Below are 11,829 nucleotides of genomic sequence, written 5' to 3'. Positions count from 1 at the left end.
CCCCGGCAAGTTCTTTCCTCAAAAGAGGCAAGCTGGGGTACCACCGGGGAGCTTCATGGAATAAATCGGCATTTCCCTAGGAGAAGTTGGGGCCGAAGAGATGGCATGCGATGGAATGCGTGCCCTTCACGCCGATCGCCGGCGGCGTCCGCCGGCAGACGTCCATGCATCGGGGGCAGCGGGGGGAGAACTTGCATCCCTCGGGAAGGTCCGTGGGGTCCGGCATCAATCCCTCTATCGGGGACAGCCTGGCGGTCTCCTCCTTCAGGTTGGGGATGGAGCCGAAAAGACCCTCCGTGTAGGGATGATGCCTTCCCTTCGAAAATATGTCCTCCACCGTCCCCTGTTCGATGAGCTCGCCCGCGTACATCACCGCGACCTTGTCGCATACCTGGGCGATGATCCCCAGGTCGTGGGTTATCATCAGAAGGGCGGTCCCCAGTTTTTCGCGCAGCTCGTTGATCATGGCCAGAACCTGAGCCTGGATCGTGACGTCCAATGCCGTCGTGGGCTCGTCGGCGATCAGCAGGTCGGGCTCGCAGGCCAGCGCCATCGCGATGACGACGCGCTGCTTCATCCCCCCGGAGAACTGATGGGGATAATCGTTCTTGCGCGACGGCGGGATCCCCACGAGCCGGAGCGTTTCCTCGACGCGGCGCTCGATCTCGGCCTTGCTCCTGCGGCTGACGTTGTGGAAGATCAGGGCCTCCGCTATCTGTTCTCCCACCCTCAGGACCGGGTTGAGGCTCGTCATGGGGTCCTGGAATATCATCGCGATGCGCTCCCCGCGGTAGACGTTTCTCATCTCGAGCTCGGGAAGCGTCAGGAGGTCCCGCCCCTCCATGAGGACGGAGCCCCTCGGGACCCGCCCGATGGTCTCGGGCAGGAGGCGCAGGATGGCAAGGGCCGTGGTCGTCTTTCCCGCTCCCGTCTCCCCCACGATTCCGATGGCCTCGCCCTTTTTCAGCGAAAAGGACACGCCGTTGACGGCCCTGACCGTCTCCTCCTCCGTTTGATAGATGACCTCCAGGTCCTTGACCTCGAGCAGATTCTCAGGCGCGGCATTCATTCGAGAGGCCCCCTTCAATCCTTGAGCCTGGGGTCGAGCGCATCGCGCAGGCCGTCGCCGAGCAGATCGAAGGAGAGCGACGTCAGCATGATGCAGATCCCCGGAAAGATCAGGAGGTAGGGCTTCATCCGCAGAAACTCGCGGGCCTCCGAGAGCATGTACCCCCACTCCGGGGTGGGCGGCTGTACCCCCATCCCGATGAAGCTCAGACCCGACGCCTGAAGGATCATGCCGGAGATGCTGCTCGTCGTCTGGATGACGATGGGCCCGATGGCGTTGGGCAGGATGTGCTTCATGATGATGCGCAGATCCCTGGTCCCGCAGGCCCGGGCCGCCTCGACGTAGTCCGACTCGGCGACGGTCAGGACCACGGACCGTATCAGCCGGGTGAAGCCCGGTATGCTCGAGATCGAGATCGCGATCAGCAGGTTCAGCATACTGGCGCCCAGAACCGCGACGATGGACAGCGCCAGCAGGACCCCCGGAATCGCCGTCAGGATGTCCATCACCCGCATGATCAGTTCGTCGGCCCTGCCGCCGTAGAAGGCCGCCGATGCGCCCAGCAGCCCCCCCGCCGCCAGGGATATGGCGGCCGTCACGAATCCGATGGTGAGCGAGATGCGCGCGCCGTATATGACGCGGGTGAAGACGTCCCGGCCGTAGGCGTCCGTCCCGAACCAGTGTTCCGCCGAGGGAGGCTGAAGCCGGATGGAGGCCTTCTGCTGGGTTACCAGGCTCTCCGGCGAGATGAAGCCGGCGAAGATCGCGACGAGGGAGAAAAAGACGAGGACGAAGAGCCCCAGCATCGCGCTCTTGTTCTTCCTGAGCCTTTTCCAGATCTCCTTCACCTTGTTTTTCTTCTTGCCCTTCCGGGACGCGCGTTTGAGGTCGTTCATGTCCGGCGCCCGCTATCTGGTGTATTTTGCCTTGATGCGGGGGTCCACGAAGGCATAGAACAAATCGACCATGAGCATGACGATCCCGAACAGCAGGGCCAGCGTGATCGTCGCCCCCAGGACGGTCGGGGTATCCCTCTGTCGTATGCTGGTCACGATCAGGGTGCCCAGGCCGGGGATGGAGAATATGGTCTCCGTGATGACGGCCCCTCCGAGCAGGCCGCCGAAGGAGGTGGCGGTGGTCGTGACGATGGGCAGCAGGGCGTTGCGCAGGGCGTGCCTGAAGATGACCACCGCCTGCGGGACCCCCTTGGCGCGGGCGGTCCGCACGTAGTCCGCGCGGATCGTCTCCAGCATCGCGGAGCGCGTCATCCGCAGCTGAGACCCCGCGTAGGGGATCCCCAGGGTTATCATCGGAAGGATGAAGTGCTTCCAGGAATTGGCCCCGCTGGCGGGCAGCACCCTCCATTTCGAGGCGAAGAGGTAGATGAGCATCATCCCGAACCAGAAGGAGGGGATGGCCGCAGCCATCATCGCCGACACCCGGGACATGTTGTCTATGGCGGAGTACTGCCTGACGGCGGACAGGATCCCCAGCGGCACGCCGAGGACCGTCGCGGCCAGGATCCCGTTGAACGAGATCATGAAGCTGTTGCGGACCCTCGCCAGGACGTCGTTCATGACGGGCTTGCTGGTGCGGTACGACGTTCCCAGGTCGAAATGGACGACGGCGTTGTAGATGTAGGAGCAGAAACGCACGAAAAAGGGCCTGTTGACGCCCAGTTTTTCGTTCAGCAGCTCGACCGCCTCCCTGGTGGCGTTCTCCCCGAGAATCATGCGTCCGGGGTCGCCGGGGACGAAGCTCATGATCGTGAAGATGATGAAGGTCACCCCCAGCAGGACGGGGATGAGAAGCAGGATGCGTTTCGATACATACGTTATCATCGGGACGAAGCCCCCCTCGGCCTGGGCCGCTTCTGCCCGGACTGCCCGGGAGGGGCCGGTTCGGCCTCTCCCGGGCAGTCCGTCGCAGGTGATTTTAGGAAAAAGATCCGCGTCCGGCGGGGCTCGAACCGGCGTGCCCGTGCGGCTCGTCCTCCGCCGGAACGTTTCGCCCGCCGCGGGCGGGCCCTACTGCTTCCAGCTCATCTCGTAGATGTAGTAACCTCGTCCGCTGTTCATGTGGGGGACCGCATTCAGGTCCTTCGCCCACACCCACGGGATCTGCTTATTGAAGATGGGGATGTCGGGGCATTCGTCGAATACGATATCCACGATCTCTTCGTACAGCTTGAGCCTCGTGTCCTTATCCTTCTCGCCGGCGGCTTTTTCCGCCAGTTCGGTGATCTTGTCGTTGGAGTAGTTCAGCATGTTGATGGGAACGTAGTAATCCTTTACCGCGAAGGCGAAGTCCGTCGTGAAGCCCCCGCCCATGGTGCACAGGACGTAGTTGTGGGCGTCGGCGTCGGCCACGGCGGATTCCGACCCCTGCAGGGCGATGGTGACGCCGATCTCCGCCAGGCTCTGCTGGAAAACCTGGGCGTACTTTTCATGATAGGATCCGCTGATGACCGTCATGATCCCGAGGTCGAGGCCGTTGGGGTATCCGGCCTGCGCGAGCAGCTCCTTCGCCTTCGCGAGGTTATACTCGTAATGGTTGTAGAACTTGTCCTTGGGGACGCCGAAGGTGGACGTGTTGGCCATGAGGTAGGTGGGGGAGGCCAGACCCTCGTACGCGACGGTGATCATGGTGTCGCGGTCCGTGGCGTAGGAGAGCGCCTGGCGGACCAGCTTGTTGTCCAAGGGTGGCACCTTGTTGTTCATGAGGATGAAGGCCGTGTGATAGGTGGGCGACAGCTGGGTGTTGTACTGGCCGCTCTCCTTGAGCGGGGCGAAGGCGGAGACGTTGAAGCAGAACATAAAATCGAGCTCCCCCGCCTCGAAGGCGGTGACCGCCGTCGTCCCCTCTGTGATGACCTTTACCTTGGCGTTTTTGATGGAGGCCGGGCCGCGCCAGTAGTCGTCGAAGCGCGTCATATTGCACTCCGTGTTCATCTCGATGTCCACCAGCCTGTAGGGCCCCGTCCCGCACTCGGTGTCCAGAAGGGAATTCTGGGAGGCATAGGCCTCGCTGACGACCATGAAGTTGCCCATATAGGAGAGGAACGGCGCGAAGGCGTACTTCAGGGTGATGATGACGGTGTAGTCGTCGGCTCCCGCCTCGACCTTGTCGATCATCATGTAGTACGGCTGCAGCGACGCCTCCGACATGGCCCGCTTGAAGCTGTACACCACGTCCTTCGCCTTCATCTCCTCCCCGTTGTGGAACTTGACGCCCTTTCGGAGACGGAACGTGTAGACCGTCGCGTCGTCGTTCGGGGACCAGCTCTCGGCCAGCCTCGGCTCCAGCTCCCCGGAGTCGGAGACGTAGAGCAGGGCCTCGTAGAACTGGTTGATCAGGTTCATGTTGACGTAAGTCGTACAGCCCGTCCCGAACGGGTCCAGGGAGGACCAGACTCCCTCGCAGTAGATGTTAACGTCGTCCCTGACGGCCGCGTGAGCGGGGACGTCCGCGACGCAGGCGACGCACAGGCCCGCGAGGCAGAGCAGGAAGGCTGTCAACCGCCCAATCCGAAATCTCCTCATGATCTTCTGCTCCCTCCACTTTAGTTTTTTATGGCTTTATCATGGCATTGAACAAGAGACAGTGTATTAAATTTTCCGGGAAAGTCAAGGCGCGGTCCGCGGCCCGATTTCAAGGCCTCCCGCCGCCGCCCACGGCGCAGAGATAGATGTCGCGCGAGAGCTCCGCAAGAAGGTCGTCGCCGATGCGCCCCTTTTCGTTGCGGGCATACTCCTCCTCGTCCGCGGCGTTCCCGTTGTAGAAAAGGGCCAGGACGTAGCTCCCCCTCTCCGTGTAGACGATTCCGACGTCGTTGGCCACTCGGTCCAGGGTCCCCGTCTTGTGCGCTATCCTCAGTCCCCTGGGAAGGTGGCGCGGGATGCGCGAGTTCGTCTGGCAGCGGGACATGATGTGCAGCATATCCCTGCTGGCCCTTTCCGATACGAGCCGGTTTTCCGCCAGCAGCGCGAGGAACCTCGCCGTGTCCGCGGGACTCGTCTGATCGTTTTCGTCCGTCCTGCAAAGGTAGAGGTCGCTGTCCCGGAAGCTGCGCTCCGATTCGGAGTCCGCGTCGGCATCCGCCGTCTCCGGCTGATCGCAGTACCGTGCTATCAGCCTTCTGCACCCCCAATCCACCCTGGTCCGGGTCAGTCCGAGGGCGTCCAGCACATTCTTTTTGATGTTTTCGCGCCCCACCAGGTTGAAGAGCTTGTCCGTGGCCGTGTTGTCCGAGATGATCATCATGAGCGTCGCGCAGTCCCTTATGGTGGGATTCAGTCCCTCGCCGAGCTCCTTGAGCACCCCGCTGCCGGGGGACTTTTCCGAGTCCTCCAGAGGGATGCGGTCGCTCAGGGAGAAGTTCCCCGCCTCGGCCTGCCTGAAGAGCTCCGCGAGCAGAAATATCTTGAAGACGCTGGCGGCCGGAAAGGCCGTATCCCCGTTCAGGTAGAATTTCTCTTGGGTCCGAAGGTCCCGGAAGGCGACGCCCAGCATGCCCGTCACCGTTCCGCCGTGTTTTTCCGCGACCCTCTCGACGGCTTGGGAAACCTTTTGAGGGACGTCGTGATGGGACATCGTTTCAGCCTCTTTTCTGTTGTCGGATCGAAGCGAATCGTATCGAGGCGGCCCCTTCGTTCCGGGCCGTCTCCCGGGGGGAGGGCGCTACCGCACGCGGATGTACCCCCATCTGTCCTCCTGCCGCACGGCGGCCAGCCCCTCGTGAAACGGGCGGGCCTCGTCGTACAGCGCGTCCAGGACCATCCGCCCCAGTACGTCGATGTAGCCCCACCGGGAGTCGGTCGCGACGGGGGCCAGCCCCTCGCGGAAGGCGCGCGCGGCGTTGTAGCGATGGGGTATGACGGTTTTTCCCCGCGCGTCGACGTAGCCCCACGCCCGGTAGTTCGAGGCGTTCTTGACGGGGGCCAGTCCGTTCCCGAAGGGCCCCGCCTCGTCGAAAGATGCCTTGACGAGGTCCCTCCCCGAGAGGTCGATGTAGCCGTACAGGCCCCGGGTCTCCACCGCGGCGCGGCCCTCGCTGAAGGGGGCGCCCCCGAGGAACTGGGCGGGGATCTTCAGGCGTCCGCCCGCGTCGATGTAGCCCCAGAGCCCGCCCGTCCGCACAGGCGCCAGCCCCTGGGAGAAGGAGCCCGCCGCCTCGTAGGAGGGGGCGATGACGAACTTGCCCGTCAGGTCGATGTAGCCCCATCGTCCGCCGCTCTGCACGGCGGCCAGCCCCTGGGAGAAGGGCCTGGCGTCCTCGAAGGTCTTTCCCTCCAGGGCGGCCCTGCCGTTCGTGTCGATGAAATGGTCCCCGACGAAGGCCAGTCCCTCCGAGAAGTCCCCCGCCTCCGGGATGCGATGGACGAAGGGGACGACGATGCGGCCGAGGTTGTCGATGTAGCCCCACGCGTCGTTCGACTTGACGGCGGCCAGTCCCTCATGGAAATCCCGTGCGTCGGAGTACCCGTACTCGATGACGATCCGCGCCTCATGCGCCGCCGCGGCGGGCGGGAAGGGCAGGATGCAGAGGAGCAGGGCGGCGAAAAGCGAACGGACGGATATTGAAAAAACGGATGCGGTCGTGGCCATGAGCTTCATTCCTTTCAGCCTCGTTCTTTTCGGAGTCGATCGGGCCGGACAATCACGTTGGGCTCGGTATTCCCGTTATTCTACCAAAGAATCGGACGGGGAGAATCGAATGGAGGAGGCGAGGGGGCCGGTTCCCGACCGGGCCGCAAGAGGGCGGCGCGTCCGACGCGTTGTGCCGCGCACTGTGCTATACTCTGAACATTTTCGAGGAAGCGCTGGTCAAAAGAAAAATGCATATTTTGCCAAGAGTAAACATGCACAACGTCTAAAGGCAATAATCTCCAGCGCTTCCCTGAATTTTTAATATGGGGGTTTTGCCCCCATCCCCCCACGCCGCTATCCCGATAGCGGCGGCCCCGGCAAGTTCTTACCCAATCAACTGGCAAGCTGGGGTTCCACAGGGGGGCTTCATGGATTAAATCGGCGTTTCCTTAAAGGAGCCTGGAGCCATGGATTTTCCCGGAGAGAATACGGAGACCCCGTCCCGCGGCGAGCGGCAGCCCGTCGTCGCGCTGATCGGTCCCACGGCCGTCGGCAAGACGGCCTTGAGCCTCGAGCTGGCCCTCCGCCTGGGGGCAGAGATCATCTCGGTGGACTCCCGCCAGGTGTACCGCTACATGGACGTGGGGACCGACAAGATAGCGGCCTCGGAACGCCGCAGGGTCCCGCACCATGCCGTGGACGTCGCGGACCCCGACGAGGTGTTCACCGTGTCCGATTTCGTCTCCCTGGCCCTCGGCGCCGTGCGTCGCATACGCGCCCGCGGACGGGTCCCGCTGTTCGTCGGGGGTACGCCCTTCTATTACAATGCCTTGTTTCACGCCGCCATGAACGTTTCCCTTCCCCACGACCCGGAGGTGCGGCGCCGCTACGAGGAACGAGCCGCCCTGGAGGGCCCCCCTGCGCTTCACGCCCGCCTCGCCGAGGTCGACGCGGTCACGGCGAATCGGCTGCATCCCAACGACGTCCGCCGCGTCGTGCGCGCGCTGGAGATCTGGGACCTGACCGGGACGCCCCCCTCCCGCCTCTATGCGGAGGGGGAGAAGGCGGACTCCGGGCTGAGCGTGCTGTATGTCGGGCTGAACCGGCCGAGGCCCGAGCTCTTCGAGCGGATCGCCGAGCGGGCTCGGCATCAGTTCGCCTCCGGCTATCCCGAGGAGGTCTCGTGGCTGATCGAGCATGGCTTCGACGAGCGTTTCCCCTCCATGCAGGGCTTCGGGTACCGGGAGCTGGCGGCCTGGTATCGCGGGAGGCTGAGCCTGGACGAGGCGCTCGAGGGGGACATAAGCAGGACCCGTGCATTTTGCCGCCGGCAGATGACGTGGTTCGGCAAATTTGAGCCCGCCTTGTGGTATGATACTTCCGCTCTCTCCGCCTTGGAGTTGGAGAGGCGGGTTCGGGAGGCGGCGTCGCGTCATCTCGAGGGATGGCGCGGCGGCGCTTGAGGGGCCCGCTGCGAGGCGGGGACAGGGATTTGCCGCGAGATGGGGCGCGAGGTCTGGATTGATGTGATTTGAAGGAGATTGTGATGGCCGAGCGCGCCGGTTTTTGTTTCGGCGTGAAGCGTGCCGTAGATGCGATTCTGGAGGCCCTGACGGTCGGGGAGACGGATCGGGCGGTCTGGACGATCGGCATGCCGATCCACAACCCCCAGGAGGTCGCCCGTCTCAGGAGCATGGGGCTGCGGGTGGCGAAGGATGCCTCCGAGGTCCCTCCTGGGGTCCGCGTGCTGATACGAGCCCATGGGGAATCCCGCGCGGTCCTGAACGAGCTGCGGGAGAAGGGTGTCTGCGTCATCGACACGACTTGTCCCTTTGTCCGCAGGGCTCAGGACCTCGCGAACTCCCTTTCGGACGAGGGGTATCATATCGTCCTCCTGGGGGACCGGAACCACCCGGAGATACGCTCGATCATGGGATACGTGGATGGAGGGCTCGATGTCGTGGCCGACGAGGCCGAGGCGGAATGCCTTCCCAAGCGGGGGCGCGTCGCCCTGATCTCCCAGACGACCCAGCAGGAGGAACGCCTGTCCTCGGTGGCCGCGGTCCTGGTGCGTCGGGCGGGGGAGCTGCGGGTCTGCAACACGATTTGCCGCGCGACCGTGGAGCGTCAGGACGCGGTGCGTGCGCTTGTGGGGCGTGTGGATGGGGTGGTCCTGATCGGCGGCCGGGAGAGCGCCAACACGGGGAAGCTGAGGAATATAGCGGAGACGAACGGCTTGGACGTCCTTTGGATAGAGAGCGCCGAGGAGCTCGACAGGGGGTGGTTCGAGGGCAGGCAGAGGATTGGTATAGCCGCGGGGGCCAGCACGCCCGAGTGGCTTATCACAGAAATAAGCAACAAAATTGCGAGAATGTAGGCAGTCAAGGGGGCTATGGTTTATGGATCAGGTTATGGACAAGGATATGGAGCAGGGTCTGCAGGGAGAGGGGCAGGAGGCTGCCGCTCAGGAGACGATGGAGAGCATGATGGAGCAGTACGACATCTCCGGGCTTCGCAAGGGCGACGTCCGGACCGGTACCGTGATCGCGGAGACGGAGAACGGCTGGCTGGTCGATGTCGGTTACAAGTGCGAGGGCTACCTTCCCGGAAAGGAATGGACGCACCGCATTCTGGTGGGAGACGCGGAGAAGCCCACGAAGGGGGACGAGATCGAGGTTCAGGTCATCAACCTTCGCGAGGGCGAGGAGGCGCAGCTCCTGCTCAGCCGCTGGCGGCACGAGTTCGACCGTCGGTGGGCCGAATTTGAAGACAAGCTTGCTCAGAACGAGATCGTCCAGGTTCGGGGGGTCCGCAAGGTCAAGGGCGGCCTGATGGTGGACTGCTGCGGCCTCGAGGGCTTCATGCCCATATCCCACCTCTCCGCCGACGGCAGGGGGGTCAACCTGGGGAACTTCATCGAGCAGGTTTTTGACGCTAAATTGCTTGAAAAGGATCGCAGGAAGCACCGCATCGTCTTCTCGCGGAAGTCCCTCGTCGAGAAGGAGGCCGCGGAGCAGAGGGCCAAGTTCTACGAAGAGGTGCACGAGGGCGACATCATCGAGGGCGAGGTCAGCAGCCTGACCGACTTCGGCGTCTTCGTCAACGTCGGCGCCGTGGACGGCCTGGTGCATATGAGCGAGATCACGTGGAAGCGGAACGTGCGCATCCGCGACAGCTTCAAGAAGGGCGACAAGGTCACCGTCAAGGTCATCGGGATCGACAAGGAGAACGACCGCATCTCCCTGAGCATCAAGCAGGTGGAGGGCAACCCCTGGCTGACCGTCGGCGAGCGCATCCACAAGGACGACGTCATGACCGGGACCGTGACGAACGTCACGGACTTCGGGGCCTTCGTCGAGCTGGAGCCCGGCATTGAGGGGCTCGTCCACATCGGGGACATCAGCTGGGCCCGTATCCGCCATCCCAAGGAGGCCTTCCGCAAGGGGCAGGAGGTCCGGGTCCTGGTCTTGGACGTGGACACCGAGAAGCGCCGCATCAGCCTGGGCTACAAGCAGCTGAACGATCCCTGGAAGGACATCGATCAGCGCTATGCCAAGGGTTCCGACATCACGGTCAAGGTGGTTCGCCTGGCGGACTTTGGCGCCTTTGTCGAGGTTGAGGAGGGGGTCGAGGGCCTCATCCACATCTCCCAGCTGAGCACCCGGCGCGTGGAGAAGCCTGGGGATGTCCTGCAGGAGAAGCAGGAGGTGCTGGCCCGCGTCATCGAGGTCAGCCCCGAGCAGCGCAGGATGCGCCTCTCCATCAGTGCGCTCGAGGAGCAGGAGCATCCGGCCCGGCACGGCGAGGAGTCCCACAAGAAGGAGGAGGCCCGCGAGAGCCGGAGGCAGCAGCAGAGCGCTCACGACGAGGAGCCTCAGTTCAATCCGTTTGTGGATGCCTTCAGGTCTCAGGACTTCTCGAAGTAAAAGGGGGAAAAACGGCCGCGGGTTTTCCCGAGGGCCATTTCCGTGTTGAACATAAGCGGAGGGGAGCGGCGCCGGCCGCTCCCCTCCGCTTATGGTTGTCCCTGCCTTGAGGCCGTCCCTGCCGCTGCCTTCGGCGGCCTCAGCTGAACGTGCTCCAGGAAAAGCTGTCCATCGCCTTCTCGTCGCACTCCCTCTGGTAGAGGATGCGGGGCATCCCCACCGTGACCAGGCCGGAGTGGGGATCGACGAAGTAGTCCCGGGCGTCGGACCCGGGATCCTCCCCGATGACCGTGCCGTCGGCGATGTAGTTGTGCGCGTCGATGATCGCGCGCCTGATGCGGCAGTTCCGCCCGATGACCACGCCCTGGCCGACGATGCTCTCCTCGATGACGCTCCCCGGTTGGATGACGCAGTTGCGGGACAGCACGGAGCTGGAGACGGTCGCCCCCAGGATGCGGCTCCCCTCGGCGGCCAGCACCCGGTTGACCATGCAGTCGTGCCCGTCGGAGGGATAGGAGTAGGAGGGCGGGTCGGCGAAGGAGACGGTGCGGATGGGCCAGAGGGGGTTGTAGAGCGTCATCTCGGACTCCGGGCTCAGGAGCTCCATGTGGGCCTGCCAGTAGGCCTTGAGGGTCCCGACGTCGCGCCAGTAGGGCCTGTCCGTCCGCCACTGGTACATCCGCTCGGCCTCCACGGCCGAGTGGGGCAGGACGTTGGTGGAGAAGTCGTAGGCATAGACACGCGCCTTCCGGGCGACGAGGTTGGGGATGATGTCCCGCCCGAAATCGTGGCTCGTCGGCTGCTGGGAGTCGTCGATGAGCGCCTCCTCCAGGACGCTGCGCTCGAAGATGTAGTTCCCCATCGAGACGTAGCTGAATCCGGGCTTGTCCGGTATCTCGGGCGGGACGGCCGGCTTCTCCATGAACTCGACGATGCGCCCCGCCGCGTCGGTTTTGATGCAGCCGAACTGTCCGGCCTCGGAGACGGGGACGACGTTCGCCGCAAGGGTCACGTCGGCCTCCCGCTCGGTGTGCCACCGAAGCATCTGCTCCACATCCATCTTGTAGATGTGGTCGGCCGCGAAGATGCAGACCCGGTCTGCCCTGAACAGGGAGACGAGATGCATGTTCTGGAACACGGCGTCGGCCGTGCCCTGGAACCAGTGCTCGCCGCGCCACATCTGCGCCGGGACCAGCGTGACGAAGAAATCCCGTCCGCGAAGGGCTCCGCCGAACTGCCAGCCCC

The 11,829-nt window shown here is 63.8% G+C and carries 10 protein-coding genes; 3 read left to right on the top strand and 7 right to left on the bottom strand.

The window, feature by feature from the left end:
* Nucleotides 1–76: 76 nt before the first annotated feature.
* The 6 genes from Q0176_RS02225 to Q0176_RS02200 all read right to left on the bottom strand — a co-directional run bounded on the left by Q0176_RS02225 (nucleotide 77) and on the right by Q0176_RS02200 (nucleotide 6,685).
* Nucleotides 77–1,069, bottom strand: a complete 993-nt coding sequence (locus tag Q0176_RS02225) for an ABC transporter ATP-binding protein (RefSeq protein ID WP_299298815.1) — start codon at nucleotides 1,067–1,069, stop codon at nucleotides 77–79.
* Between the two features lie 14 nt (nucleotides 1,070–1,083).
* Nucleotides 1,084–1,965, bottom strand: coding sequence for an ABC transporter permease (locus Q0176_RS02220; RefSeq protein WP_299298812.1), 882 nt, complete (start codon nucleotides 1,963–1,965; stop codon nucleotides 1,084–1,086).
* Between the two features lie 12 nt (nucleotides 1,966–1,977).
* Nucleotides 1,978–2,910 carry an ABC transporter permease gene (locus Q0176_RS02215; protein WP_299298809.1) on the bottom strand — a complete coding sequence of 311 codons (933 nt, stop codon included), beginning with the start codon at nucleotides 2,908–2,910 and terminating at the stop codon, nucleotides 1,978–1,980.
* Between the two features lie 186 nt (nucleotides 2,911–3,096).
* The gene (locus tag Q0176_RS02210) at nucleotides 3,097–4,611 is read right to left on the bottom strand and encodes an ABC transporter substrate-binding protein (protein WP_299298806.1); all 1,515 of its coding nucleotides are present in this window, start codon (nucleotides 4,609–4,611) and stop codon (nucleotides 3,097–3,099) included.
* 109 nt (nucleotides 4,612–4,720) lie between these two features.
* Nucleotides 4,721–5,662 (bottom strand): serine hydrolase, encoded by a 942-nt coding sequence (locus Q0176_RS02205; protein ID WP_299298803.1) that lies wholly within the window; start codon nucleotides 5,660–5,662, stop codon nucleotides 4,721–4,723.
* A gap of 87 nt (nucleotides 5,663–5,749) precedes the next feature.
* On the bottom strand, nucleotides 5,750–6,685 hold the full coding sequence (locus Q0176_RS02200; RefSeq protein ID WP_299298800.1) for a WG repeat-containing protein: 936 nt from the start codon (nucleotides 6,683–6,685) through the stop codon (nucleotides 5,750–5,752).
* A 440-nt stretch (nucleotides 6,686–7,125) separates the two neighbouring features.
* On the opposite strand from Q0176_RS02200, the gene miaA reads away from it, so the two are divergent.
* The 3 genes from miaA (at nucleotide 7,126) to Q0176_RS02185 (ending at nucleotide 10,584) form a co-directional block, all read left to right on the top strand.
* Nucleotides 7,126–8,121 carry a tRNA (adenosine(37)-N6)-dimethylallyltransferase MiaA gene (gene miaA, locus Q0176_RS02195; protein ID WP_299298797.1) on the top strand — a complete coding sequence of 332 codons (996 nt, stop codon included), beginning with the start codon at nucleotides 7,126–7,128 and terminating at the stop codon, nucleotides 8,119–8,121.
* Between the two features lie 68 nt (nucleotides 8,122–8,189).
* Nucleotides 8,190–9,035: a 4-hydroxy-3-methylbut-2-enyl diphosphate reductase gene (gene ispH, locus Q0176_RS02190; protein ID WP_299298794.1), complete on the top strand. Its 846-nt coding sequence runs from the start codon at nucleotides 8,190–8,192 to the stop codon at nucleotides 9,033–9,035.
* A 22-nt stretch (nucleotides 9,036–9,057) separates the two neighbouring features.
* Nucleotides 9,058–10,584 (top strand): S1 RNA-binding domain-containing protein, encoded by a 1,527-nt coding sequence (locus tag Q0176_RS02185; RefSeq protein ID WP_299298791.1) that lies wholly within the window; start codon nucleotides 9,058–9,060, stop codon nucleotides 10,582–10,584.
* 139 nt (nucleotides 10,585–10,723) lie between these two features.
* Here the strand turns inward: Q0176_RS02185 and Q0176_RS02180 are convergent.
* The coding region (locus tag Q0176_RS02180) for a sugar phosphate nucleotidyltransferase (RefSeq protein WP_299298788.1) at nucleotides 10,724–11,829 on the bottom strand (1,106 nt) is incomplete at its 5' end.

Source organism: uncultured Fretibacterium sp. (assembly GCF_938040765.1).
Classification (GTDB): domain Bacteria; phylum Synergistota; class Synergistia; order Synergistales; family Aminobacteriaceae; genus CAJPSE01.
This window is presented reverse-complemented; position numbering and strand designations above follow the sequence as displayed.

Bases quoted from the DNA above. Each gene is read 5' to 3' on its own strand.
- Q0176_RS02210 (WP_299298806.1), bottom strand. From the start codon at position 4,611: ATGAGGAGATTTCGGATTGGGCGGTTGACAGCCTTCCTGCTCTGCCTC.
- miaA (WP_299298797.1), top strand. From the start codon at position 7,126: ATGGATTTTCCCGGAGAGAATACGGAGACCCCGTCCCGCGGCGAGCGG.
- Q0176_RS02200 (WP_299298800.1), bottom strand. From the start codon at position 6,685: ATGAAGCTCATGGCCACGACCGCATCCGTTTTTTCAATATCCGTCCGT.
- Q0176_RS02220 (WP_299298812.1), bottom strand. From the start codon at position 1,965: ATGAACGACCTCAAACGCGCGTCCCGGAAGGGCAAGAAGAAAAACAAG.
- Q0176_RS02185 (WP_299298791.1), top strand. From the start codon at position 9,058: ATGGATCAGGTTATGGACAAGGATATGGAGCAGGGTCTGCAGGGAGAG.
- Q0176_RS02225 (WP_299298815.1), bottom strand. From the start codon at position 1,069: ATGAATGCCGCGCCTGAGAATCTGCTCGAGGTCAAGGACCTGGAGGTC.
- Q0176_RS02215 (WP_299298809.1), bottom strand. From the start codon at position 2,910: ATGATAACGTATGTATCGAAACGCATCCTGCTTCTCATCCCCGTCCTG.
- Q0176_RS02205 (WP_299298803.1), bottom strand. From the start codon at position 5,662: ATGTCCCATCACGACGTCCCTCAAAAGGTTTCCCAAGCCGTCGAGAGG.